The 25,616-nt window shown below is 62.7% G+C and carries 22 protein-coding genes; 16 read left to right on the top strand and 6 right to left on the bottom strand.

Going from position 1 to position 25,616, the window contains the following annotated elements:
- Window positions 1-3: 3 nt before the first annotated feature.
- Window positions 4-522, bottom strand: coding sequence for a DinB family protein (locus ACIQH5_RS11625; RefSeq protein WP_400403292.1), 519 nt, complete (start codon window positions 520-522; stop codon window positions 4-6).
- 139 nt (window positions 523-661) lie between these two features.
- Here ACIQH5_RS11625 and ACIQH5_RS11620 point away from each other — a divergent pair, with 139 nt between their 5' ends.
- Window positions 662-1,045, top strand: a complete 384-nt coding sequence (locus ACIQH5_RS11620) for a VOC family protein (protein ID WP_400403290.1) — start codon at window positions 662-664, stop codon at window positions 1,043-1,045.
- Window positions 1,046-1,172: 127 nt separating this feature from the next.
- Here the strand turns inward: ACIQH5_RS11620 and ACIQH5_RS11615 are convergent, their stop codons facing one another.
- The gene (locus ACIQH5_RS11615) at window positions 1,173-3,689 is read right to left on the bottom strand and encodes a DNA topoisomerase (ATP-hydrolyzing) subunit A (protein ID WP_400403288.1); all 2,517 of its coding nucleotides are present in this window, start codon (window positions 3,687-3,689) and stop codon (window positions 1,173-1,175) included.
- Between the two features lie 55 nt (window positions 3,690-3,744).
- On the opposite strand from ACIQH5_RS11615, the gene ACIQH5_RS11610 reads away from it, so the two are divergent.
- From ACIQH5_RS11610 to ACIQH5_RS11595, 4 genes are read left to right on the top strand one after another with little or no spacing between them, the layout of a single operon-like run.
- A complete protein-coding gene (locus ACIQH5_RS11610) occupies window positions 3,745-6,432 on the top strand; it encodes a GNAT family N-acetyltransferase (RefSeq protein WP_400403286.1) in 2,688 nt (895 codons plus the stop codon).
- 57 nt (window positions 6,433-6,489) lie between these two features.
- A complete protein-coding gene (locus ACIQH5_RS11605) occupies window positions 6,490-7,215 on the top strand; it encodes a DUF5998 family protein (protein ID WP_400403284.1) in 726 nt (241 codons plus the stop codon).
- Entirely contained in the window at window positions 7,212-8,456 is a 1,245-nt protein-coding gene (locus ACIQH5_RS11600; RefSeq protein WP_400403282.1) for an alkaline phosphatase family protein, read from the top strand. The genes ACIQH5_RS11605 and ACIQH5_RS11600 overlap by 4 nt, the downstream gene beginning before the upstream one ends.
- Window positions 8,449-9,210 (top strand): thymidine kinase, encoded by a 762-nt coding sequence (locus ACIQH5_RS11595; RefSeq protein WP_400403280.1) that lies wholly within the window; start codon window positions 8,449-8,451, stop codon window positions 9,208-9,210. The genes ACIQH5_RS11600 and ACIQH5_RS11595 overlap by 8 nt, the downstream gene beginning before the upstream one ends.
- A gap of 46 nt (window positions 9,211-9,256) precedes the next feature.
- Here the strand turns inward: ACIQH5_RS11595 and sepH are convergent, their stop codons facing one another.
- Window positions 9,257-10,597, bottom strand: coding sequence for a septation protein SepH (gene sepH, locus ACIQH5_RS11590; protein WP_400403277.1), 1,341 nt, complete (start codon window positions 10,595-10,597; stop codon window positions 9,257-9,259).
- Between the two features lie 299 nt (window positions 10,598-10,896).
- Between sepH and ACIQH5_RS11585 the strand changes: the two genes are divergently transcribed.
- Window positions 10,897-11,196, top strand: a complete 300-nt coding sequence (locus ACIQH5_RS11585; protein WP_400403274.1) for a DUF4193 domain-containing protein — start codon at window positions 10,897-10,899, stop codon at window positions 11,194-11,196.
- A gap of 65 nt (window positions 11,197-11,261) precedes the next feature.
- Here the strand turns inward: ACIQH5_RS11585 and ACIQH5_RS11580 are convergent, their stop codons facing one another.
- Window positions 11,262-11,759: a DUF3093 domain-containing protein gene (locus ACIQH5_RS11580; protein ID WP_400403271.1), complete on the bottom strand. Its 498-nt coding sequence runs from the start codon at window positions 11,757-11,759 to the stop codon at window positions 11,262-11,264.
- A gap of 106 nt (window positions 11,760-11,865) precedes the next feature.
- On the opposite strand from ACIQH5_RS11580, the gene dut reads away from it, so the two are divergent.
- The 4 genes from dut to ACIQH5_RS11560 all read left to right on the top strand — a co-directional run bounded on the left by dut (window position 11,866) and on the right by ACIQH5_RS11560 (window position 14,429).
- The gene (gene dut, locus ACIQH5_RS11575) at window positions 11,866-12,405 is read left to right on the top strand and encodes a dUTP diphosphatase (RefSeq protein ID WP_400403268.1); all 540 of its coding nucleotides are present in this window, start codon (window positions 11,866-11,868) and stop codon (window positions 12,403-12,405) included.
- 116 nt (window positions 12,406-12,521) lie between these two features.
- Window positions 12,522-13,280, top strand: coding sequence for a DUF3710 domain-containing protein (locus tag ACIQH5_RS11570; protein WP_400403266.1), 759 nt, complete (start codon window positions 12,522-12,524; stop codon window positions 13,278-13,280).
- A gap of 79 nt (window positions 13,281-13,359) precedes the next feature.
- Window positions 13,360-13,650 carry a hypothetical protein gene (locus tag ACIQH5_RS11565; protein ID WP_400403264.1) on the top strand — a complete coding sequence of 97 codons (291 nt, stop codon included), beginning with the start codon at window positions 13,360-13,362 and terminating at the stop codon, window positions 13,648-13,650.
- Complete coding sequence (locus ACIQH5_RS11560) at window positions 13,647-14,429, top strand: DUF3159 domain-containing protein (protein WP_400403262.1); 783 nt, start codon at window positions 13,647-13,649, stop codon at window positions 14,427-14,429. The genes ACIQH5_RS11565 and ACIQH5_RS11560 overlap by 4 nt, the downstream gene beginning before the upstream one ends.
- Here the strand turns inward: ACIQH5_RS11560 and ACIQH5_RS11555 are convergent.
- Window positions 14,396-15,133, bottom strand: a complete 738-nt coding sequence (locus ACIQH5_RS11555; RefSeq protein WP_400403259.1) for a potassium channel family protein — start codon at window positions 15,131-15,133, stop codon at window positions 14,396-14,398. The genes ACIQH5_RS11560 and ACIQH5_RS11555 overlap by 34 nt on opposite strands.
- Complete coding sequence (locus ACIQH5_RS11550; RefSeq protein WP_062068039.1) at window positions 15,133-15,804, bottom strand: TrkA family potassium uptake protein; 672 nt, start codon at window positions 15,802-15,804, stop codon at window positions 15,133-15,135. Before ACIQH5_RS11550 ends, ACIQH5_RS11555 begins: the two co-directional genes overlap by 1 nt.
- Before the next feature lie 114 nt (window positions 15,805-15,918).
- On the opposite strand from ACIQH5_RS11550, the gene ACIQH5_RS11545 reads away from it, so the two are divergent.
- The 6 genes from ACIQH5_RS11545 to ACIQH5_RS11520 all read left to right on the top strand — a co-directional run bounded on the left by ACIQH5_RS11545 (window position 15,919) and on the right by ACIQH5_RS11520 (window position 25,613).
- Window positions 15,919-17,892 carry an APC family permease gene (locus tag ACIQH5_RS11545; protein WP_400403256.1) on the top strand — a complete coding sequence of 658 codons (1,974 nt, stop codon included), beginning with the start codon at window positions 15,919-15,921 and terminating at the stop codon, window positions 17,890-17,892.
- Window positions 17,893-19,266: a class I SAM-dependent RNA methyltransferase gene (locus tag ACIQH5_RS11540; protein ID WP_400403253.1), complete on the top strand. Its 1,374-nt coding sequence runs from the start codon at window positions 17,893-17,895 to the stop codon at window positions 19,264-19,266.
- 243 nt (window positions 19,267-19,509) lie between these two features.
- Window positions 19,510-22,317: an aconitate hydratase AcnA gene (acnA, locus tag ACIQH5_RS11535; RefSeq protein ID WP_400403250.1), complete on the top strand. Its 2,808-nt coding sequence runs from the start codon at window positions 19,510-19,512 to the stop codon at window positions 22,315-22,317.
- A 199-nt stretch (window positions 22,318-22,516) separates the two neighbouring features.
- On the top strand, window positions 22,517-24,490 hold the full coding sequence (gene dxs / locus ACIQH5_RS11530; protein WP_400403248.1) for a 1-deoxy-D-xylulose-5-phosphate synthase: 1,974 nt from the start codon (window positions 22,517-22,519) through the stop codon (window positions 24,488-24,490).
- Window positions 24,487-25,056: a DUF402 domain-containing protein gene (locus ACIQH5_RS11525; protein WP_400403245.1), complete on the top strand. Its 570-nt coding sequence runs from the start codon at window positions 24,487-24,489 to the stop codon at window positions 25,054-25,056. Before dxs ends, ACIQH5_RS11525 begins: the two co-directional genes overlap by 4 nt.
- A complete protein-coding gene (locus ACIQH5_RS11520; protein ID WP_142939462.1) occupies window positions 25,053-25,613 on the top strand; it encodes a hypothetical protein in 561 nt (186 codons plus the stop codon). The genes ACIQH5_RS11525 and ACIQH5_RS11520 overlap by 4 nt, the downstream gene beginning before the upstream one ends.
- Window positions 25,614-25,616: the final 3 nt, after the last annotated feature.

Genomic DNA, 25,616 nt, shown 5'->3' with positions numbered 1-25,616 from the left:
GGCCTAACCGTCCACATCATGAAGATGGTGGACAACATCGTGAAGGAAATACTGGGAGAACGTCAGCACGGTAAAGGAGGATCCGTTGCTTCGGGTCCCGCTGCGCTGCCAATCATCCTCGGTGACCCGGGCGAAGGACCCGGCAATTTCCTTGCCCTCGGCCTCAAGTTCGTCGGCCACCGTTCGAGGATCAGCTGTTGCGTACTCGCCGTCGATCGCCGCTTGGTCCTGGTCCCAGTTGGCGAAACGGGCGTCATCCTCCGTGAGCATCAGGTTCAGTCGCTGGTCGAACAGGCTGAAGACGTCGCGGACATGGCAGGCGTACTCAAGGTTGGACCACGTGTGGTCATTGGGGCGCGTGGCCACTCCTTCCCTGCGCAGCACGGCCCGCCAGCGGGGGAGCATGTTCAGGACGGTGCCGGGCACCGTGGAAGGCGTCACCGTGGCGGGGTCGAAGCCGCACTCGGGGCAGGGCTCTGTGAGCACCCAGGTCCAGTCTTTTTCATCAGGAATGATGGGCATGCGGCCAGTCTAAACTGATCCAGCCCACACCCCTGCGCGGCCCGGAACATCCCGGGAAATATGGTGTCGTTTTCTATAACGTATGGACCCGCCCGAGAGTAAAGTTCGTTCCGGGGGGAGAGCCGGAAAAGAGAAAACAATGCTCAAGGATCAGCAGGTTGGTGCCGTCCTACCGGCACAGGACATAGCCCGGGCACGCGCTTACTACAGCGAAAAACTCGGACTGGAACCCGAAAATCCGGACGACGACGACAACCTTCAGTACAAGTGCGGCGATGGAACCGGATTCTTCATCTATCAGACACCGAATGCAGGGACTGCCAAGAACACTCAGATCGGCTGGATGGTCAGTGACGTCAAAGCCGCGGTACAGGAGCTCCGAGGCAAGGGAGTTAAGTTTGAAGACTACGACTTCCCTGGCTTGAAGACCGAGGACGGCGTCGCCACCATGCCGGACGGTAGCGCTGCGGCCTGGTTCCTGGACAGTGAGGGAAACATACTGAGCCTCAACCAAACCGGCTAGCCCACGCGGTGGCCTCACATGGCTACGGCATCACAAAGGCCGGAGGCTTGTACCCCCGGCCTTTGCCGTGCGTGACACCACCGCCGTGCCTGACGCCGCCGCCGTGGGTGACGGAACGACTCCGCGGCTATTCTGTGGCTTCAGCCCACGCCATGCTCGGGCCGATCGCTTCCACTGGCTGTGACAGCGGAACCCCGGATCCATCCCTGCGGCCGTGTTCGTGGGGAAGTGCTCGTGCCACCCCGGCCGCTGAGGACGCCTTGGCGGGACCATGCCCTGCCCAAGCCAGGAGCAGAGTGTCCTCGCCCTTGAGGAATCGGTGGACACGTACGCCGCCAGTGGCCCGGCCCTTGGCCGGATATTCCTCGAATGCGGTCACTTTCGCAGTTCCAGGTGCCGTTCCGGGCAGCGCGCCGTTGGTTCCGGCGATGGTCACTACGACGGCGGCAGGATCGTCCGCGCGGACGGTACCGAAGTGAATCACTTCGTCGCCCGCGGCAAGTTTGATGCCGGCCATGCCTCCGGCCGTGCGTCCCTGCGGGCGGACGATCGATGCACTGAAGCGAAGCAATTGAGCCTGCCGGGTCACGAAGACCAGGTCAACGTTGTCCTCCTGCGCCGCTTCCACAGCGAGCACCGAGTCTTTGTCCTTCAGGGCAATGATTTCCCAGTCTTCGCGGTTCAGCGGGTAATCCGGTTGGACACGCTTCACTACGCCCTGGAGCGTGCCTATGGCGAGGACGGCGTCCAGGGGCACGAACGCCACCAAGGTTTCACCCTTGAGCAACGTGATGAAGTCCTTGGCCGGTACGCCACCGGCCAGGTTGGGCAGGCCTGACACCGGTGGCAACACGGGCATGTCCATCACTTGGAGCCGCAGCATGCGTCCCTGCGATGTGACCGCGCCGATTTCGCCCCGCGCGGTGGTCTTCACCACGGAGCGGAACACATCATGCTTGGTACGGGGGCCTGCCTCGGCGAGCGGCTCCTGGTTGGATGTCCTGGCGATTTGGCCCGAAACGCTGAGCAGGGCCCAGCAGGGGTCGTCAGGAATTTCCAGGGGCAACGCTGCGGCTTTGCCCTTGGGCCCGGGGACGGACGCTGCCAACGCTGCAGCAACGGTGGGGGAGACCGCTTCTGATTCCAGGAGCACAGTGCGCCGGGGCGTGCCGTACTTTTCCGCGACCACGGCCAACTCGCCGGAGACAAGATCGCGGAGCAACTCGTCCGAGGCAAGGATGGCTTCAAGTGCCTCGATTTCGCGGCGGAGTTCGTCCTGTTCCTTCTCCAGCTCAAGGCGCGAGTACTTGGTCAATTGCCGCAGGCGCAGTTCCAGGATGTAGTTGGCCTGGATTTCGGTGAGGTCATAGATGGACATGAGGCGTTCACGCGCAGCCGAGGCTTCGTCGGAGGAGCGAATGATCTGGATGACTTCGTCGATGTCCACGATCGCGATCAGCAAGCCCTCCACCAAGTGGAGGCGGTCCTTCTTCTTGCCGAGGCGGAAGGAGGTGCGGCGGCGCACCACATTCAGGCGGTGTCCAACGTACACCTGCAGCAACTGCAGGAGACCCAGGGTCTGCGGCTGGCCGTCCACCAAGGTGACGTTGTTGATGCCGAAGGAATCTTCCATGGGCGAGTAGCGGTACAGCTGCTGGAGCACGGCGTTGGGATTAAAGCCGTTCTTCAACTCGATGACCAGGCGCAGGCCGTGATTACGGTCAGTGAGGTCCACAACATCGCTGATGCCGGTCAGTTTCTTGGCGTTGACTGCATCCTTGATTTTCTCGATGACCTTTTCCGGACCCACCATGTAGGGGAGTTCGGTGACCACCAGGCCCGTACGGCGGGCGGACAGCTGTTCCACCTCAACCTTCGCGCGGGTCTTGAAGGATCCTCGTCCCGTGGCATAGGCATCCCGGATGCCGTCCAAGCCCACGATCCGGCCACCCGTGGGAAGGTCCGGGCCTGGGATAAACCTCATGATCTCGTCCAGCGTGGCAGCAGGGTTCGCGATCAGGTGGCGTGCCGCGGAGATGACCTCCACCAGGTTATGCGGAGGCATATTGGTGGCCATACCTACGGCGATGCCCGTGGTGCCGTTGACCAGCAGGTTGGGGAATGCTGCCGGGAGGACGTCGGGCTGCGTCAGTTGGTTGTCGTAGTTGGGGACGAAATCCACAACGTCTTCGTCCAGATGGTCCGTCATGGTCAGCGCGGCGGCCGCCAAACGTGCCTCGGTGTACCGCGGAGCTGCCGGTCCGTCGTCGAGCGATCCGAAGTTGCCGTGGCCATCGATCAGCGGCAGGCGGAGCGAGAAGTCCTGCGCCATACGCACCATGGCGTCGTAGATCGCGGTGTCGCCGTGCGGGTGGAGCTTGCCCATGACTTCGCCCACCACGCGCGCGCTCTTGACGTGTCCGCGATCCGGGCGGAGGCCCATGTCGGACATCATGTACAGGATGCGGCGTTGAACGGGCTTCAGACCGTCGCGGGCGTCCGGGAGCGCACGCGAATAAATCACCGAGTAGGCGTACTCCAGGAAGGAGCCTTCCATCTCGGACGTGACGTCGATGTCCACGATGTTCTCTGTGAAATCGCCAAGGGGCTCGGCTGTGCGTGCTGATTTTTGGCTGCGGGCCATGGGGTCGGTGAATCCTTGAAAGTTGAACTGCGGATGTTTTAGCTAGGCTAAGCCTATGGTGGATCAGCCCAGCGTCGGCATTTATCCGGAATATTGGGAAGCTGATGTCGTGCTGCGCGACGGCGGGACAGCCCACCTTCGCCCCATACGGCCCCAGGACGCCGACGCTTTGCAGGCGTTCCATGCCGGCCAGTCGCAGGCCTCCATCTACATGCGGTTCTTCTCGTTCAAGCCAAAGCTCTCCGGCAAGGAAGTCCGGCGTTTCACCGAAGTGGACCACATCAACCGCGTGGCGTTCGTCATTACCATCGGCGGCGAAATCATGGGGATCGGCCGCTACGACCGTCTGGACGATCCCACCGAGGCCGAGGTCGCGTTCAACATTTCCGACGCCCATCAGGGCCGCGGGATCGGCTCCATCCTTCTGGAGCATCTGGCCGTGGCCGCCCGGGAGAACGGCATCCGCCGATTTACGGCGGAGGTCCTCCCGGATAACCGGAAGATGCTGATGGTCTTCGCCGACGCCGGCTATGACCTCAAACGCCAATTCGACGACGGCGTCGTCAGCGTTGAATTCAACATCGATCCCACGGAGAAATCGCGGGCCGTCATGGAGTCACGCGAGCACCGCGCGGAGGCGCGCAGCGTGCGCGACCTTTTGTCGCCGTCGTCCGTGGCTGTAATCGGTGCCAGCCGCAAGTGGGGGACCGTGGGTTACCAACTGCTGGAGCACATCATTGAAGGCGGCTTCAAGGGACCGGTTTATGCCGTCAACCCGGAAGCGTTCGAACTCGCCGGAATGATTTCCTTCGCAAAGTTGTCCGAGATCCCTGGCCCGGTTCAGCTGGCCATCATCGCGGTCCCCTATGAGGAAGTACCCAACGTAGTGGACGATTGCGCCGCGGCAGGCGTCAAGGGGATTGTGGTGGCCACGGCCGGATTTGCCGACGACGGCGAGCGGGGACTCGCACGTCAGCATGACCTGGTGCGGCGGGCCAGGGCGAACGGAATGCGTGTCATTGGCCCTGAGTCCCTCGGGATTCTCAATACGCACCCGGCGGTGTCCCTGAACGCTTCCATGGCGCCCACGATGCCGCCGAGGGGCAGCTTGGGCCTGTTCAGCCAGTCCGCTGCCGTGGGTGTGGCGGTTTACGCCGCCGCCAGCCGCCGCCGGCTCGGTTTGTCCTCGTTCCTCTCCGCAGGAAACCGTGCGGATGTCTCCGGCAATGACGCCATGCAGTATTGGGAGGACGACGCCGATACTGCCGCCGTTGGCCTCTATCTTGAGTCGATCGGCAATCCCCGCAAATTCTCCCGACTGGCGCGCAGGTTGTCCCGCAGCAAACCCGTGATCGTTGCCAAGTCGGACGTCACAGGCCTCAGCCTGCCGCCCGGGCACGAGGTCCGCACCACCCAGGCGCCCGCAGCGGCAGTGGATGCGATGATGCGCCAGGCCGGTGTAATCCGTGTTGAGACGATCGAGCAACTCATGGACATCGCCCAGATAGCGTCCTCTCAGGCGCTGCCCAAGGGCCCGGGCGTGGCCGTTTACTCGAATTCCGTGGCGCTGGCCAAAGTGGTTGCCGATGCTGCCGGGCCCTTCGGGCTGGATGTGAGCAAGCTGGTGACGGACCTTGACCTCGACGCCGGAATGTCGCTGGCACTGCCGGCCCTGAGGGCCAGCCTCCGGGAAAGCCTCGTCGACGACTCCGTGCATGCCATCGTGGCGGCCCTTCTCCCGGCGCGCGGGCTGACCGTGGAGTCGCTCGCCAGCGTCCTTGCCGAATGCGCCGCCGAGGCCGGCAAGCCTATTGTGGCGGCGTTCACCGGAATCCTGGACCCTTCTGTTCAGGTGGAGGGCATGGTGGGTGCTGCCGGACATCCCGTCCTGCCGTGCTATTCAAATGCCGGTGCTGCTGTGGCTGCTCTCGCGGCGATCGTGCGTTACGCGCAGTGGCGCGACCGGGACCAAGGGCTCTTCGTGGAGCCCGAGGGCTGTGACGTCGACGGCACCAGGGAGATGCTGAGCGCGATGCTGGCCGGCGTTACGGGCGAAAAGATCAGGAAGCTCGACGCCGGTGCTGCCGCCGCGCTGCTGTCAGGTTACGGAATCGATGTGGTGCCGACGCTGGGATTCGGTACCGCTGATGAGGCTGTGCGGGCCGCGGAGACTGTGGGCTGGCCGGTGGTCCTCAAGACGACCGATCCCGCGCTGCGTCACCGACTGGATCTTGGAGGCGTGCGCTTGGATATTCAGGACGCCGAATCCCTGCGGCAGAACGTAGCCCAAATGCGCCGGGCCTTGGAGCCTTATGGATCTCCGGCGCTCGAAGTACAGGCAATGGCGCCGGTTGGGCAGGCTTGCACCTTCCGTGCCATGGAGGACCCGCTGTTGGGGCCGGTCTTGTCTTTTGGGTTGGCCGGCGATGCCGTGAATCTGCTGGACGATTGGGCGCACCGGGTGCCGCCGCTATCTGCTGCCGATCTGCACGACGTCATCCGTTCGCCACGGGCATCCCGGAAGCTCTTCGGTTACCAAGGACTGCCCGCGGTTGATGTGGAGGCCCTGGAGGACATCGCGGCCCGGCTTGCAAAGCTCAAGGATGACCACCCCGGGATCGCACTGGTGGAGTTCAATCCTGTCCTGGCGGGTCCCTCAGGAGCCACCATCCTGGGAGCGGATGTATGGATCGGCAATGCTGCGCAGCGCACGGACAGTGCCCGACGCGCCATGCGGGGTTAGTCACAGGAGCGGGCCGCACGGTTAGGTAGTCACCAACCGATCTGTGAAAATGGGGGAATGAGCACCCAGTCTCCGACGCCTCAATCCCGCCCGTCCAATACCGGGCCCCACACCGCCCACCATCACAGCTCGCAGGGACAGAGCCTGGACCAGGCGCTGCAGCAGGCAGGTTTCTACCCGCGTTTGGTGGCCGACGTGGTTGATGACGCGCTGGACGGCCGCGAGTGCCTCTCCCACCTGGTCCATTTGGAGACCCACTTTGACCGGGCCGAGGTCCGCAGGCACATCACGGTGCTGGTGCTCACCGAAGACATGCTGGTGATTACCCACGTGGATGACCAGCAGTTGGATGAGGCCGGAGAGCAGATCGTTGCCCAGGTTTCCACTGAATCGGTACCGGTGGCCCAGATCCGTTCAGTGGTCCTCAGCTACATGTATTCACAGCCCCAGGACTACAAGCCCTCAGATCCTGTCCGTGAAATGACGGTGTCCATCGCCTGGTCCGGCGGCCAACGGCTGGACATGGGCCCCGCAAGCTGCGGTGATCCCCAATGTGAAGCCGATCATGGTTACAGCGGAACCATTGCCCAGGAAGACATTGTCCTGCGGATCAGTGCCGAAGCAGACGGGCTCCAAGCTGTTCAGGACGCCAAGATTTTTGCCCGAGCACTACGGGCAGTCAATACAGGCAACCCATCACCTGCCCAACATGCCAGCATTCCTGCACCGAGGCCGCGTTCGGGCGTCTTCAGCAACCGCCTCAGCCGCGGGCACCAGCGTTGAGGGAAACCGCACAGAACCCGGTGAACACCTCTGCGGGAAACTCTCCGGCCGCAGACCTCCCATCGCCCCCGCTGTTTGGGAGCAAGTCCATAGCGGAAGTCCTGACCAGTGCTGCAGCATCCCTGGGCATGCCAGACTTCACCAACCACCTTCAGTTGCCACCAGCGCAGCGTGTCTGCGTGGTTCTTGCCGATGGTCTTGGCCGTAGCCTGCTGAAGCAGAAGTCTTCCCACACGCCCTTCCTCCGATCGGTCATGGCGGAGGGACAACGCAACGTCCCCACGTGGATCGACGCCGCCTTCCCCAGTACCACTGCGGCATCCCTCGCCAGCCTCGGCACGGGTCTACCTGCTGGACAGCACGGAATGGTGGGCTACGACGTCCTCGACCCCGCCCAGGACAAGGTAGTCAATCTCTTGGGAAACTGGGATTCGAACGTGGACCCCGCACAGTGGCAACCCCACGCTACGGTCTTCGAGAGGTTGGCCGGGGAACTGGACGTTGTCACCGTCAGCCTGCCGCAGTTCGCAAACTCCCCGATGACGCAGGCTGCACTCCGGGGAAGCCGCTTTGTTGGCGGGACCACGCTGCATGCGCGGACTGCCGCGGCCGCTGAGGCTATGTCCGGCGGTGGCCGTTCCCTGATGTACTTCTACGCCAACGAGCTGGACAAGGCCGGCCACCGCTACGGTTGCCAGTCGGACCGCTGGGAGCACCAACTCGAAGAACTCGATTCCACAGTGAAAAGGCTCTCCACCGCACTGCCACCCGGGACCACCATCCTGCTGACCGGCGACCACGGCATGTTGGACGTCCCTGAATCCCAGAGGATCGACTATTCCGCTGACGAAACCCTGGTGGCCGGAGTCCGGCACACAGCCGGGGAGCCCCGCATGGTGCATCTCTATCTTGAACCGGATGCCACCCCTGCACACAGGGAATCCTTGATTGCGGCCTGGCGTTCGCGCTTTGGTGAAAGAATCTGGGCCTTTACGCGGGAGCAGGCTGTTGACGCAGGCTTGTTTGGCGCGGTGCGACCCGAGGTCGCTCCCCGGATTGGCGATGTCATGATTGCGGCGCGGGACACCCTGGCTCTGTATGACACCCGGCGGGCCCGACCAGCATCACTGGAAGTAGTGGGCCAGCACGGATCGCTGACCAAAACGGAACGCGAAGTACCTTTGCTGTGCTTCGCCGCTGCAGCCAAGGGCGCTGTGGGGAAAAAGGGCAAGCGTGGCTGAGCTGGTCTTCTTCTCAGGCACCATGGACTGCGGCAAGTCCACCCTGGCTCTCCAAATGGACCATAACCACCGTGCACGGGGACGCGGAGGTGTCCGTTTCAGCTGCAACGACCGCGCGGGTGATTCAACGATCTCCAGCAGGCTGGGCCTGCAAACCGATGCCGTGGAAGTTGTGGACAGCACCGATTTCTGGGACGAAGTGGTGGCCCGGCGAACCAACGGGCTGCGCGTGGACTACCTCATTTGTGACGAGGCCCAGTTCTACTCGCCCGTCCAAGTTGAGCAGTTGGCCCGGGTAGTGGATGAGATGGAGGTGGACGTCTTCGCCTTCGGTATCACCTCAGACTTCCGCACCCGCTTGTTTCCCGGCTCACAGCGACTCATTGAACTTGCCGACAAAGTGCAAGTACTCCAGGTTGAAGCTTTGTGCTGGTGCGGCCGCCGCGCAACCCAGAACGCCCGCACCGTGAACGGCATCATGGTGGTGGAAGGTGACCAAGTGATGGTGGGCGACGTAGCACCGCAAAACGGCGACGACGCTGCCCACACGGAGAACACCCTGCACGTGCAGGACACGTTGCCCATGGAGGCCGTTCCCGCGCAGGCGGTGGGTTATGAGACGCTGTGCCGCCGGCACTACATGAGGCGCGTCACGGCTCATGGCGCCCATCTCATGGCCGGCGCGGACCAGCCCCTGCCGTTCGACATCGATGCCTGCCTCTGGCCAGGCGCGGGGGCTGTGCGGCAAAGCTAGCCGATCGCCGGGATCCAACCGGGCAGGTGATCACCCGTCGGTGACGTTAGTCGCCGCGGGCGCCGAACACGATCTCGTCCCAGCTCGGGATGCTGGACCGCTTGGGACGGGACGGCTGGCGTTCCGCAGGGGCATCAATGTCCTTGCGCGTTTCTGCGTCTTTCTGATCCTCTGACGGCGTCTCATCCCCATGGAGGTCACGGGCCGATGGCGTGCCGGTGGCATCGTCGTCTGCCTGTGGCCGCGGATTGCCGCTGCCGCCCAGGAGTTCATCCAGTCCCGCGGGTTTACGGCCCGACAGCGACGTTACAGGCCGCAGGGGACTGGCTACCACCGTTATTTCACGGGTGTCGGTGCTCACTCCGTTGTGGAGCTTGAGGGAGTCGTCATCGGCGTCGTGGGATTCGAAGTGCTGCGGAGCCAGGCTCAGCCGCGGCAACATTGAAGGACGTCCGTCTTTACGTGCTGGCTCTTCGGCGCCGGTGGCCACCGGCCCGGCATCTTGGAGGCCGGTATCTTCAGCCGCCTCATCATGTTCTTCTCCGGGCCGGGGGTGGGCTGCGGGGACGTTGCTCAGCAGTACAGCCAAGGCGTCGTCGCCGTCTTCGTCCACGCCCAGACGTTGGCCGCGCCGTGAACGGAGCATTTCCAGGAGGCTGTCTGATTCTTTCGCTGACGCACGTGCGGCTGTTTCGGCGTCGGACTCGAAATCGAACGGCCTGTCCGAGACGGCGGCAAGCCGCCTGGCGGGGACCGGGCCGTCCATCGGTTCAAGTTCGCTGAGTTGCTGGGCCCAGCGGTTGGCGTTCTGCAGCGACTTGCGCTGGGGGCTGAAGGTCCACATGGCAGGCGGCTCTTCGCCGATGCTCCCGTGAGCGCCGGGGACAGTCTCGAAACGCGCGACCACTGTCCAAGTGCCGTCCGGGCGGCGCCATGAATCCCAGTCCACCGTGGAGGAATCAATGCCGTGCGCCGAGAGCCGGTAGTCCACCATCTCGCCCAGAGTGGCCGGGTTGTCGCCAAAAGCGGAGCGGTAGATCTCGTGCCCCGGAGCCGGGGAGGCAACCTCGATGTTGCGGGCCTGACGGACCACGTACTCGCGCTCTGCAAGCACGGGCCCCTCATAGCGTTGGACGTTGGCAAGAGGGAGGCCTGACAGCTCGGCAACTTCGCTGGCCGTGGCACCGCTGCGGATCCTGGCCTGGATGTCGCGGGGCGACATGGCAATAGCTGTGTTGGAGGCGCGTGCCGCCACTTGGGCAGGGGTGCGGCTCGCCGCGGCCCTTAAGGCTTCGTCGATCGGAAGCTGGAACATCGCACCACCGGGGCCGCTCAAGAGCAGATGCCCGCCGTCGTCGTGGACGCCTACCAGTCGTAGATCCTGCATAACACCCTCCACCACATGGCATAACTGACATTCGAAACTCTGCCACCCACTGGGGTCTTTTCCTACTAGGACAAAGGGCGTGCCGTGATATTCCGCTGAAAACCGGTGGATTCGCGAGAGCTTTCCAGCCAACATCCGCTCAAAACCATGGCTATGGACATTCAGGGCAGGGGGGAGGACAATCTGGCCGAGATCGGGCACAAATCCGGGGCATCCGGCGTTTGCCCTTTATCCGGATGCAGGGAAGTTCCTGCGTTCCGGTTCCCGCCAGGAACAGGTATGGAGGACGAAGAAGGACCATGGCCACGGACTACGATGCCCCTCGAAAAACCGAGGAAGATGTCAGCGAGGATTCCCTTGAGGAGCTGAAGACCCGCCAATCAGGGAAGCAGTCCTCCGCAGTGGACGTCGATGAGACGGAGCTTGCCGATGGCTTTGAGTTACCGGGTGCGGATCTCTCCGGCGAAGAACTCCTCATTCAAGTGATGCCACCGCAGCCTGACGAATTTACGTGCTTCAACTGTTTCCTGGTTAAGCACAAGTCCCAGATCGCTGCCGAAAGGGGCGGGCACCAATATTGCAGGGAGTGCGAAAACTAGTCCCAGCACGCCAGCCGCGAATGCCGGCAGACATGGTGCGACACCAAGGTCATGGCCGGGTTCAGCTAGCCCCTTGAGGGAGTCAGTGCCGAAACCAGCTCATCAGGACGTCGGGATGACGCCAACCAGTAAGGGGTCCGGTCTGCGGGGTCGGTGATTTCAATCTTGACCACCGGGTCAATCCAGCCCCGGAAGCACATAAAGGCCAGTCCATTCAGGCGGGGCCCCCGCTCGGCGGTGGCCTCTGCTTTGGTGAACGCCTGGACCGAGCCTACGAATTTGCGGTCGATGCTCGCCCGGCCCACTCTGACGGTGTCAGTGGTGACGGTGATGGTGGGCGTGGAGAGCACCAGCATGATGGTCATGATGGCCAGCAGCACCAAGGCAGCGATGATGCCGGTGGCAGCGCTGATGGGACCAAACATCAGGACGCCCGCGCCGGACAAACCAACAACCACAATCCAGATCCACACTGACGGCCATAGCTTCTCGGTGTACAGGACCTCTGAGGCCGAAGGGGTGTTCCGGGCAGGAACGGGGGAGGACTGGTCAGGCGTAGGCATGGATCCAGCTTATCGGGCGTCGGCCCCAAGCTGCGCCCTCCCGCGCGGTTGGTCCCGGGTGGCCGGACCGGCTCAGGAGGAACAAGTCCCGGTAGACTGGACCACTGTGAGCAACGAGACCGCAGTATTCAGTAAAGATGCCGCTTCCGCAGTCGCGGACAGCAGCGAAACCACCGCAGCATATGGCGCCCCCACTCTGGAGGTGCAGTTGAAAATGCTCGACGCCGGCTTGGAAGCCCCGTCCTATGCTCACCCAGGAGATGCGGGCGCCGATCTCCGCTCCCGCGAAGATGTCCACCTTGCCCCCGGCGAACGCAAACTCGTTCCAACAGGTGTCTCCATTGCACTGCCGGACGGATTCGTGGCTCTGATCCACCCCCGTTCCGGGCTCGCAACCAAACACGGGCTGACCGTGGTCAATGCTCCCGGGACTGTTGACGCAGGCTACCGTGGCGAAATTGCCGTCACGCTCCTGAACACCGACCAAAACAATGCCATTGACCTCAAGCGCGGCGATAGAATTGCACAAATGGTGATTCAGCGCGTCGAATACGCGCAGTTTGTTGCTGTTGACCAACTGTCCGATTCCGTTCGGGGAACCGGCGGCTTCGGGTCCACGGGCGGCTTCAACGCACCGAAGGCCTGAGAAACTACTGAACCTTGCGTACCGCACGCCGACGCTTGACGCATGGGAGCGGTTTAGCCAGGTTTAACGTGGTTGCGGTTTACTTGGGGATAGACCACTACTAAGGAGAAAACCCAATGCTTTTTGGGCGCGGCAAAAAGTCCAAGGACGAGCAGCCGGAAACCGCCGGCACCGTCGAGGAATCCGGTACCGGGGCATCACGTTCTGAACCAGGTGGTTCCGGCACTCCCGGTGACTTCCGGCTCGGCAAAGGCCCCTTGGACATCGACGAAATCGACAGCCGCGATGGCTACGTGGACCTCGGTGCACTGCTGATCGCACCGGCCGAGGGCCTCCAGTTGCGGCTTGAGGTTGAAGAAGCCACCCAACGCGTGGTCGCCGTGACCATGGACCTCAACGGTTCCAGCCTGCAACTCCAGGCGTTTGCGGCACCGCGTTCCGAAGGACTTTGGGATGAGATCCGTGAACAGATCACCCAATCGGTGGCGAGCCAGGGCGGGGAAACCGAAGAAGTTTCCGGAACTTTCGGCACTGAACTCGTGGCCAAACTGCCTGCTGAAGCGACAGACGGCAGCAGAGGTTTCCGTGCAGCCCGTTTCATGGGAGTGGACGGGCCGCGGTGGTTCCTCCGCGGCGTCCTGGGCGGGCAGGCTGCCTTGGAGCGCGATGCCGCTGCAGGTCTTGAGGAGCTCTTCCGCAAAGTAGTGGTGGTCCGCGGCGACAACCCCATGCCTCCGCGCGAGCTGCTGCAGCTGCGGCTGCCCAAGGATGCTGCGGTACCCGGCCAGGCCGGCGCTCCGCAGGGTTCGGTTCCCCCTGCAGATCCCGCCTTGCAGCAGCCGGAGCGAGGGCCGGAGATCACCCAGATTGGCTGATGAATCGGGCCGCAACGGGGTGGCTGGCCAAGGTCCCAAACGGCAGGGAGTGCGTGATCTCCCTGCCAGGGGCAGGGCGGTGTGTACCGGCTTCATAGAGTCGGTAACTCACCAGCCGCCCAGCGAGCAGCCGTTTTTCTCCGCTGTGGTGGTCGATTCCGGGCGTCCCGGGCCTGTGCCGGACACGGGGGCCGGCGGGGTCAGGAAGCCCTACGACCGCCTCCGCGTGATTTGGCTGGGCCGGACCCGCGTTCCCGGCATTGAAGCCGGCGTGGAACTCCGCTTGGACGGCATGGTGACCCAAGTTGATGGCCTTCCGGCCATGTTCAATCCCCGCTACGAAATCCTCTCTCGTCAGGAGCACCTATGACCGTGGCCAACGGCTCAGACCCGAAGGACACGGGGCGCGATGCGCCCCACGAGAACGAAGAACTGCACGCGAATGCTCCAAAATCCGGTGCGGAAGGGCCCACCGTGTCCGACCTCGCTGCCGGCTATGCCGAAAAAGCCGGTCTGCATCGGAACAGCGCAGGCCACGTGGACATGCTGAAGTCCGCTGGAGGTGTGCAGGGCATTGCCGAGAGCATCCTCCCGGGATTGGTGTTCCTGGTGGCTTTCACCATCACACGCGATCTCACGCCCGCCCTCATTGCAGCCTTGGCTGCAGCCGCCGTCTTCACTGTGGTTCGCCTGATCCAGCGACGTCCCCTGACACAAGCGTTGGCGGGCGTGGTGGGAGTGGGTATTTCTGCCTGGCTGGCAAACACCACGGGCAAGGCCGAGGACTTCTACGTGCTTGGCTTCTTCACCAACATCGCCTACATCGCAGCCATGGTGCTGTCCATCGCCTTCAAATGGCCGGTGGCCGGACTTCTCTTTGGCTTTGTACGTAACGAAGGACTGGAGTGGCGCAAGGATCCGGAGCGGCTCCGGGCTTACTCCTTGGGCACGTGGATTGTGGTGGCCGTGCTGACCCTGCGCCTTGTGGTGCAGGTCCCCTTGTACTTCATGGGCGAGCCCGGCCTGACAGCGTTGGCAACCACCAGGCTCCTGATGGGCGCCCCGCTGTACATCCTTGGCCTCTGGGTGGCTTGGTTGGTGACCAAGCCGGCACCTCAGCCGTCGAAGCCGTCGTCCTCAGCGGACTGATCCACTGTTCCGGAAGACCCCTCACGCGGTTCCTGACCGTCGTCGGACGCTGGTGACAGCAGGGCCCGCAAACCGTCCTCGGCCGCGATGGTGGTGACGAAGAAGAGCTCGTCACCGCCGTCCAGGACATCATCACGCGTGGGCGTAATGGGCGCCTGATCACGCAGGATGGCAACCAGGGTGGCATCCTCGGGCCACTGAATTCCGCCCACCGTGCTGCCAATGACGTGGGAGTCATGCGGGACAGTGAATTCCACGATCGAGGCCACGCCCGTCTGCAACGTCAACAGACGCACGATGTCGCCGATTTCCACGGCCTCTTCCACCAATGCCGTCATGAGCTGCGGCGTATTTACTGCTACGTCCACACCCCATGAGTCGTTAAACATCCAGTCGTTCTTGGGGTTGTTCACGCGTCCCACAGTTCGGCCCACACCAAATTCGGTCTTGGCCAGCAAGGACACCACCAGATTCACTTTGTCGTCGCCGGTGGCAGAAACCACGACGTCGGCATCCTCGAGTTTTGCGTCCTGCAGGGTGCTGAGTTCGCAGGCATCGCCCACCAGCCATCGGGCGCCACGCAGGCCGCTGCGTCCAATCACTTCGGGCTTCAGGTCAATGAGGAGAATCTGGTGCTTGTGGGCCAGAAGCTCACGCGCAATGGACGAGCCGACGCTGCCCGCGCCAACAATGACAACTTTCACTAAGACTCCTTGGCGGGTGCTTTGGCGAGAATCCGGCTGATCTCGGAGGTTCGGTCCAGGCTCACCATCGCGTGGACGGTATCACCCTCCTGGTATGCGGTGCCGGTTTGGGGCAACAGGCCTTCGCCGAACCTGGTGAGGAAAGCTATGCGGATTCCGGCAGCGGACTCGATGGAGTCCAGGCTGTGTCCGATCCATGCCTCGTGCAGATCCACTTCGGCCAGGACCAGTCGGCCTGAGGGCTCCCGGTAGTCGCCGGCGAGATGCTGCTCGGGAAGAATGCGCCGAAGAACCTGGTCCGCGCTCCAGCGCACGGCTGCCACTGTGGGGATACCGAGCCGCTGGTAGATTTCGGCACGGCCGGGATCGTAGATCCGTGCCACCACATGGGCAACATGGAACGTCTCCCGGGCAACCCGCGTGGCCAGGATGTTTGAATTGTCGCCGCTGGAGACGGCGGCGAAGGCGTAGGCCTCTTCCACGCCGGCCTGTTTGAGGGTGTCCCGGTCGAAGCCGACTCCCGTGACTTTGCGCCCCGCGAAAGTGTTGCGCAATCGGCGGAAAGCCCGCTCGTCCTGGTCGATGATGGCCACGGAGTGACCGGCATCCTCCAAAGTGTGTGCCAGGGTTGCGCCAACACGGCCGCAACCCATGATCACGAAGTGAGCCACCGTGTCTCCTTATGTGTGTAGTCCGTCCCGCTCGGTATGACTTTACCGGTGCAGAAGGGGTATGCCGGCGACAACCGTCATGACATCCCTGGGGATTCAGAGTAGCTTTGCGGAGTGCTGACAATTCTGAATGCCGCGAAGCGGGTGTTGGTGGGCCGGCCAGTCAGGAATGACCGCCTGGCCCATACGTTGTTGCCCAAACGCATCGCCTTGCCGATCTTCGCCTCGGACGCCTTGTCCTCAGTGGCTTATGCCCCGGATGAAATCCTCTTAACCTTGGCACTTGCAGGCGTCAGCGCGGTGGCATTTTCCCCGCTGGTGGGCCTCGCGGTGATGGTGGTGTTGCTCACAGTGGTGGCTTCCTACCGCCAAAATGTCCACGCTTATCCGTCCGGCGGTGGCGACTATGAGATTGCCAACGTCAATCTGGGCAAGTACGCCGGGCTCACCGTCGCTTCAGCCCTGTTGGTGGATTACGTCCTGACTGTTGCCGTGTCCATGTCCTCGGCGGCCACGTACCTCACCACGGCCATACCCGCACTGCACGGCCAGCAGGCGTTGATCGCCACTGTCGGCGTCATCATTCTGGCGCTGGTCAACCTCCGGGGTGTCAAGGAAGCCGGGACTGTCTTCGCCATTCCCACCTATATCTTCATGGCATCCATTCTGGGAATGACGGCCGTGGGTATCTTCCAGGCCATCAGCGGCACCTTGGGGGAGGCTCCGTCCGCAAACTTCACCATCGTGCCAGAGCCCGGATTTGATGAGGGCCTGGTGGGGCTGGCCGGGGCATTCCTTCTACTGCGTGCGTTTTCCTCCGGGGCCGCTGCACTCACGGGTGTTGAAGCAATCAGCAACGGGGTGCCCAATTTCCAGAAGCCCAAGAGTAAGAATGCGGCCACAACATTGCTGCTGCTCGGCGTCATAGCGGCTTCCATGCTGGCAGGCATCCTCTACCTGGCCAACGCCACCAAAGTGCACATCGTCCTCGACCCGGCCCGCGAATTCCTGGTGGACGGCAAACCACTGCCCGAGGGCTACATCCAGACCCCTGCCATCAGCCAGATAGCCGACACCATCTTCGGCTCCGGCTCCATCCTTTTCTATGTGGTGGTTGCAGCCACGGGCATCATCCTCGTGTTTGCTTCCAACACGGCGTTCAACGGATTCCCCGTGCTGGGTTCGATCCTGGCCCAGGACGGCTACCTGCCACGACAACTCCGTACGCGCGGAGACAGGCTTGCGTTCAGCAACGGCGTGCTTGCCTTGGCGGCTGGCGCACTGGTTCTGATTCTCGCGTTCAACGCAGATGTCACCAAGCTGATCCAGCTCTATATCGTGGGCGTCTTTATCTCCTTCACCGCCAGCCAATTGGGGATGATCCGGCACTGGGGCCGCGAACTGAAACTCGCCCGGGACAAGGCTGTCCGGCGGCGCATCATCAAATCGCGGACCATCAATATGCTGGGTTTCGGGATGACGGCCCTGGTCCTTGTCATTGTCCTCATCACCAAGTTCGAGCAAGGCGCTTGGATCGCCTTGCTCGCGATGTTCGTCCTCTTCCTCATCATGTGGAGCATCCGCGCGCACTATGACAACGTGGCCAGGGAGTTGGCGGTGGATGAGGACTCCTCGCCCCGTGCACTGCCCACCAGGGTTCACGCGGTTCTTCTTGTTTCACACGTCCGTAAGCCGGTCCTTCGGGCACTGGCCTACGCCCGGGCGTCGAGGCCTTCGCGCTTGGACGCCGTCACCGTGGACATCAGCCCTGAAGAGACGGCCCAGACCGTCCGTGATTGGGAGAAGCTGGAAATCCCGGTTCCCCTGACGGTGTTGGCCAGTCCTTACCGTGAAACGGTGACGCCCATCATGGACTACATCAAGAACATGCGCCGCGACTCACCGCGGGACCTGATCGTGGTCTACATCCCCGAATATGTGGTGGGCAAATGGTGGGAGCAACTCGTCCACAACCAGACAGCACTCAGAATCAAGACGAGGCTCCACTTCGAACCTGGCGTCATGGTTGCCAGCGTTCCGTGGCAGTTGAAGTCCTCCGAAGAAGCAAAGGCACTGCAGGATACCTAAATGACCTCCCACAGCAATTCCCCCCAACATCAACCCCACCACACCAGGGACCAGGGCACGCCCGGTACTGAACTGGTGGTGGACATCGGCCCCATCGCCCATGGAGGGCACTTCGTCGCGCGGCACGAAGGGCGCGTCATCTTCGTCCGTCACGCCATCCCGGGGGAGAAAGTCCGCATCCGCCTGACCGACTCCGGTGACTCGTCGCGCTTCTGGCGTGCCGACGTCGTCGAGGTCCTTGAAGGTTCAGCGGACCGTGTTCCGCACTTCTGGAAGCAGGCGGATTCGCTGGGCTCATGGAGCCGCGGGACGGCGCCCGTGGGCGGCGCTGAGCTCGGACACATATCCTTGCAGCGGCAGCGGTCCTTGAAGGCCGAAGTGTTGGCAGAGCAGCTCAAGCGGCTGGCCGGCCTTGACCTCGCCACCGAGGTGGAAGCTGTGGGAGAGAATCACGACGGCGGACTCGGCTGGCGTACGCGCGCCAGCTTCGCGGTGACTCCCAAAGGCCGGTTGGGAATGCACGCGCACCGATCAGACACGGTGCTGCCCATCAAGGAAATGCCGTTGGCGCTTGCGGGCATCAACGAGCTGAAGCTGTGGGACCTTGACCTGTCCGGCATAGCCCGCGTGGAGGTTGCCCTCCCCGCCAACGGCTCGCGCCCCCTGATCCTGCTGGCCCCCGAGGAATCGACGAGCCCCAAGCGGTTGCACAGCATCCTGTCTCAGTTGCCTCACGACGTGTCAGTTGCAAGCTTCGATCCCGGCAAGGGAGAGGTCCTGCAGCTGCGGGGGAGGACATGGGTGCAGGAAACTGCAGCGGGCCATGACTACCGGGTGACCGGTGAGGGTTTTTGGCAGATCCACAAAGATGCCCCGGACACGCTGGTGGGCGCCGTGACGGGCTATCTTTCCCAGGGCGGGTACTTGCAGCCCGGCGCTGCAGTCGCTGATCTCTACGCCGGTGCCGGCCTGTTTACGGCACCTCTGGCGGACGCCGTGGGTGTCACGGGATCGGTCCTGTCCGTGGAAGGCGCGCCGGGCACCAGCCGTGACGCCCGCAAAAACCTGCATGGTCAGTCCCAGGTGGAGATTGTGCAGGGACGGGTCGAGCGGGTCCTGCACCAACGCGCCCGCAGCTTCGACTCGTTGGTGTTGGATCCGCCGCGCGCCGGTGCGGGCAAGGCCGTGATCAAGCAATTGATGGCCACGGGACCCCGCGCAATCGCCTATGTGTCGTGTGATCCAGCATCCTTTGCGCGTGATCTGGGTTACTTCCATCAAGGCGGTTGGCGGTTGGAGTCGCTGCGGGCCTTTGACCTTTACCCGCACACCCACCACTTGGAAACGGTCGGGCTGATCGTCCCCGCCGCCTAGCAACGGCGCCGTCCCGGTTCCATGGTGCGAAAGGCCGAACTGCGCGTTTCCGCAGCTATGCCTGATCAGTGACGCAACACCGGAGTATGCCATTACGATGGCAGTAGTAGCCCCGGTCCGCAGCAATCATCGCCGCGGACCGGGGTGACCAAGAGAGATGCCGCCCGGCTAAGTAAGGTGCGCCTAACTGGCTAGCGGCCAACCACGCGACAAAGATGAAACTGTTGCGAGAGGAGTCCTGCCATGAGCACTGTGGACAGCTTCGGTTCCAAAGGCGTACTGAATGTAGCCGGCACCGACTATGAAATTTTCCGGTTGAACTCCGTAGAGGGCGCAGACAGCCTTCCGTTCAGCCTCAAGGTATTGCTTGAAAACCTCCTGCGGACTGAGGATGGCGCCAATATTACGGCTGACCATGTCCGCGCCCTGGCCGGTTGGGATCCCAATGCGGAGCCCGACACGGAAATCCAGTTCACCCCGGCCCGCGTCATCATGCAGGACTTCACCGGCGTTCCCTGCGTCGTGGACCTGGCTACCATGCGTGAAGCCGTCAAGGAGCTCGGCGGTGACCCCAAGCGCGTCAACCCGTTGGCGCCTGCAGAAATGGTCATCGACCACTCCGTCCAGATCGACGCCTTCGGTAACTCCGGCGCACTGGAGCGCAACATGGAGATCGAGTACCAGCGCAATGGTGAGCGCTACCAGTTCCTTCGCTGGGGCCAGACCGCGTTCGACGACTTCAAGGTTGTCCCCCCGGGAACCGGCATCGTCCACCAGGTCAACATCGAATATCTGGCACGCACCGTCATGACCCGCGAGGTAGACGGCGTTGTCCGTGCCTACCCCGACACCTGTGTTGGCACCGACTCGCACACCACCATGGTCAATGGCCTGGGCATCCTGGGTTGGGGCGTTGGCGGCATCGAAGCCGAGGCTGCCATGCTCGGCCAGCCCGTCTCCATGCTGATTCCCCGTGTTGTGGGCTTCAAGCTCAAGGGCAGCATCCCCGCCGGCGCCACCGCTACGGACGTCGTGCTGACCATCACCGAAATGCTGCGCAAGCACGGTGTTGTTGGCAAGTTCGTTGAGTTCTACGGCGAAGGCGTTGCCGCTGTGCCGCTGGCCAACCGCGCCACCATCGGCAACATGAGCCCGGAATTCGGTTCCACGGCTGCCATGTTCCCCATTGATGACGTCACGTTGGACTACCTGCGCCTGACCGGCCGCTCCGAGGCAAATGTTGCCCTCGTGGAGGCATACAGCAAGGAACAGGGCCTTTGGCACGATCCCTCCCGTGAACTGCGATTCTCCGAGTTCCTGGAGCTGGACCTGTCCACCGTTGTTCCTTCCATCTCCGGCCCCAAGCGTCCCCAGGACCGCATTGAGCTCACGGACGCCAAGGAACAGTTCCGCAAGGACATCCACAACTACGTCTCCATTGAAGACGGCAGCGTGGATGAGTCCCTGGACGAGTCCTTCCCGGCTTCCGATTCGCCGTCCTTCACACACGCCGATTCGCACACCACGGAAACGGACCGCGTTTACTCTGCCGCCAATGGTGCGCATGGCCGACCCTCCTCGCCGGTCAAGGTCAAGACCGCCGATGGCCGCGAGTTCGAACTGGACCACGGCGCAGTGTCGATCGCTTCGATCACGTCCTGCACCAACACGTCCAACCCGTCCGTCATGCTGGCTGCGGCCCTCCTTGCACGCAACGCCGTGGATAAGGGCCTGACCTCCAAGCCGTGGGTCAAGACCTCCGTGGCACCGGGCTCCAAGGTTGTCACTGACTACTACGAGAAGTCCGGCCTCACCCCCTACCTGGAGAAGCTCGGCTTCTACATTGTGGGTTATGGCTGCGCCACCTGCATCGGTAACTCCGGCCCGCTTGAGCCGGAAATCTCCGAGGCAATCCAGGCAAATGACCTCTCTGTCACTGCTGTCCTCTCCGGTAACCGCAACTTCGAAGGCCGTATCAACCCGGACGTGAAGATGAACTACCTGGCGTCACCGCCACTGGTCATCGCTTACGCCCTGGCAGGCTCCATGGACTTCGACTTCGAGGCAGACGCCCTTGGCACTGACTCCGAGGGCAACGAGGTCTTCCTCAAGGACATTTGGCCGAACCCCACTGAGGTGCAGGAAGTCATTGACTCCTCCATTGACGAGGCAATGTTCGCCAAGGGCTACGAGGGCGTCTTCGACGGCGACGACCGCTGGAAGGCCCTCGACACCCCCGCAGGCGATACCTTCGCTTGGGCCGAGGACTCCACCTACGTGCGGAAGCCCCCATACTTCGAAGGCATGAAGGCCCAGCCGGATCCCGTCAAGGACATCTCGGGCGCCCGCGTTCTCCTGAAGCTCGGCGATTCCGTCACCACGGACCACATCTCGCCGGCCGGTTCCTTCAAGTCGGACACTCCTGCAGGACAGTACCTCCTGGCCAACGGCGTGGAGCGTAAAGACTTCAACTCCTACGGTTCACGCCGTGGCAACCACGAAGTCATGATCCGCGGAACGTTTGCCAACATCCGTATCAAGAACCAGCTCCTGGACAACGTTGAGGGTGGCTTCACCCGCGACTTCAGCCAGGAAGGTGCTCCGCAGGCTTACGTTTACGACGCAGCCCAGAACTACCAGGCAGCAGGAACGCCGCTGGTTGTCCTGGCAGGCAAGGAATACGGCTCCGGCTCGTCCCGTGACTGGGCTGCCAAGGGCACGGCGCTCCTGGGCGTCAAGGCCGTAGTCGCTGAGAGCTACGAGCGCATCCACCGCTCCAACCTCATTGGCATGGGCGTCCTTCCGCTGCAGTACCCCGCTGGCGAGTCCGCAGCCACGCTGGGTCTCACCGGAACGGAAACCTTCGCGGTAGAAGGCGTTACCGAGCTCAACAACGGCACCACGCCGAAGACGCTCAAGGTAACGGCAACGGCTGAAGACGGTACCGCCAAGTCCTTCGACGCCGTTCTGCGCATCGATACCCCGGGTGAAGCGGACTACTACCGCAACGGCGGTATCCTGCAGTACGTTCTGCGCCAGATCTCGGCATAACGAACCCGCTGGTTTCCAGCTGATTCAGTTGCCGGACAGCCCCGGCTGGTCGCCCGACCAGCCGGGGCTGTTGGCGTCCGGGGATCAGTCAGGTGACTTCGCTGGGAGAACAATGCCAAGGCTCGAAGCCGCGGCGCAACGCGCGGGCCCGGGCACGCGCTAAAGTTAACAAGCACGTCATTCACCCTAAGGAGGGCCGTTGGGACTTTTGGAAACCGTCAAGGATCCACGGGACCTGGCCACATTGTCCGGCACGGAGCTGGAACAACTGGCTGGGGAAATCAGGGAATTCCTGATCACCAACGTAGCCGCAACGGGTGGACACCTGGGTCCTAACCTGGGCGTTGTGGAGCTCACTCTCGCTGTCCACCGGAACTTTGAGTCTCCGCGGGACAGCGTCATCTTCGATACCGGCCACCAGTCCTATGTGCACAAGCTGCTGACTGGACGCCAGGACTTCACGACGCTCCGCCAGCAGGGCGGTCTTTCCGGCTATCCGGACCGTGCCGAGTCTGAGCACGACATCGTGGAGAGTTCACATGCCTCCTCGTCCCTGTCCTGGGCTGACGGCATCTCGCGTGCCCGGCAGCTGACCGGTGAAGGTGACCGGTTCGTCGTCGCCGTGGTTGGCGATGGCGCGTTGACCGGCGGCATGGCGTGGGAAGCCATCAACAACATTGCCGCGGACAAGCGGCGTCGCGTGGTGATCGTTGTCAACGACAACGGTCGCTCCTACGCCCCGACTGTTGGCGGGTTTGCCGATTACCTGGCGTCACTGCGTCCCACCATTGACTCCCTGCGCACCACCCCGGCCTACGAACGCATGCTGGACTGGTGGAAGAAGAAGCTGCAGGACGGCGGCCCCGCAGGCCAATTCACCTATAAGAGCCTGCATGCCATGAAGAAGGGCATCAAGGACTGGTGGGCCCCGCAAGGTATGTTCGAGGACCTTGGCATGAAGTACATCGGCCCGGTTGACGGACACAACCTCCAGGCCATGGAACATGCACTCAATACCGCCAAGGCTTACGGTGGACCGGTCATTGTGCATGCCATGACGGAGAAGGGCCACGGCTACGCGCCTGCCCTGGCCAATGAAGCAGACCAGTTCCACGCGGTGGGAATCATCGACCCCGAAACCGGCGAGCCCACCGAAATGCCCGGGGCCAGGTCCTGGACGTCCGTGTTCGCCGAGGAAATCGCTGACATTGCCGATGAACGCCCGGACATCGTGGGTATTACCGGGGCGATGCTCATCCCCGTGGGATTGCACAAGTTCGCTGAGCGCCACCCCGAAAGGGTGATTGACGTCGGCATCGCTGAGCAGCATGCCCTGACGTCCGCCGCTGGAATGGCGTTCGGTGGCCTTCACCCCGTGGTAGCGGTGTACGCCACCTTCCTGAACCGTGCCTTTGACCAGCTCCTGATGGACGTTGCCCTGCACAAAGCCGGCGTGACCATCGTCCTGGACCGTGCCGGCGTGACCGGCCCGGATGGACCCAGCCACCACGGCATGTGGGACATGGCGATGGTTCAGATCGTGCCCGGCCTCCATTTGGCCGCTCCCCGTGACGCCACCAGGCTCCGCGAAGAACTGCGCGAGGCTGTGGCCATTGATGATGCCCCCACTGTGGTTAGGTTCTCCAAGGGCAGCGTAGGCTCCGAAATCGAAGCTATCGAGCGGCTTCATGACGGCGTTGACATCCTCGCGAGGCGACCGGAGGGTTCAACCGAAAACGATGTCCTGATTGTCAGCGTCGGCGCGATGTCCGAGCTCGCACTTGATGTTGCCGCCCGCTTGGGCGCCCAAGGAATCAGTTCCACGGTGGTGGATCCGCGGTGGGTCCTTCCCGTCCGTAAGTCGATCATCGCCCTTGCTGCCCGTCACCGCTTGGTGATCTGCATAGAAGACGGGGTACGGGCAGGTGGCGTGGGATCCCGTATCCGTCAGGAGATGCGGGCTGCCGGTGTGGACACAGCTCTGAACGAAGTGGGCCTGCCGGTGGAGTTCCTGGTGCACGGCTCCCGCAGCCAGGTCCTTGAGCGCGTTGGCCTGACGGCCCAGAAAATAACGCACGACGTCGTAGCCCAGGTTTTGGGGACGAAGGTCCCGTTCGCCAGGCCCCTCCCGGGCCAGGAACACCCGACCACCGGCAGCCTGCCAACGCTGTGACGGACGAGCGCGCGCCGGGCGCATTGCAGCCCGGTGACCTCGTGGTGTCGAGGAACAGGAAATGGGACGGCAAGGCCCACTGGGTAGTGCCCGGCCGCTACCTTGGTGAAGACATCCACGGTTGGTGGATCTTCCAGGGAGCAGGGGAGTTCTGCGCCCGCCCCGGCGCGGCTTTCTATACGGCGTCGGATGCAATTCTGTTGGTTCCTCGGACCGGTGAGTTCGTGGCCACCTTCTACGATGACAGCTATCCGGGCGACTTCAGGATCTATGTTGACCTGGCCACCGGCCACGACTGGAATCCCCTCAAGCCCGGCGTCACCGAATTCCACATGATTGATATGGATCTGGACGTCATCCGGTCCACCCAGCATGGGGTGTTCGTGGACGATGAGGACGAATTTGAGCAGCATCGGATGGCCATGGGCTATCCGCAACAGACGGTGGACGCAATGCGCGCAGAATGCGCAGCCCTCTTTGAGGCAGTGAACACCATGAAAGCGCCCTTCGACGTCAATGGAGCCACCAGCACCAGCGCCGAGTGGTTCAGGAAAGGACGAGCATGAGCGGCATCATCCGAGCGTACAAGCGCGACGACGACGGAGTACTTCACTTCCGCGAGGCCTGGTATGACGACGAAGACCAGCAGTTCGTTGTTAATCACGGTGTAGTGGGTCACCAAAGCAAGACCGACGAGGCAGACGTTGACGACGAATCTGCCGTGGATGGCCTGATGGCTGCTTTTGCTGCGCAATGCGAGGAAGACGGCTATGCCGAGATCCCCGAGTCGGAACAGTTTTGGGTCGTTGCCCAGATTGCGTTGAAGTCCAAGGACGGCACCGAACGCGACCGTCACCTTGAGCGTAAAGCCAAAGCCGCCCTCACCGGTGAATTGGCGTGGCGTGGGCTGGGAGTAGTGGACCGTTCGGAAATCGGCAACGGCCACCTGAACATCTTCTGCCTCTGCCCGGACGTCAACAAGGCAGTGAACGCCATCAAAATCTGTGTCCGCGGTGAGGACCTGGACTTCACCAAGCTCACGGTTGCAGCAGCTCCCCATAGTGACCCCACGGCATTCCGTGTGAAGCACTCGCCCAAGCAGGGTGTGGGCTTTACTCTCTAAGTA

Origin of the sequence: Paenarthrobacter sp. NPDC091711, from assembly GCF_044756605.1 — a bacterium.
GTDB lineage: Bacteria > Actinomycetota > Actinomycetes > Actinomycetales > Micrococcaceae > Arthrobacter.
The sequence above is the reverse complement of the archived record's forward strand: the minus strand, read 5'-3'. Positions and strand labels throughout refer to the sequence as shown.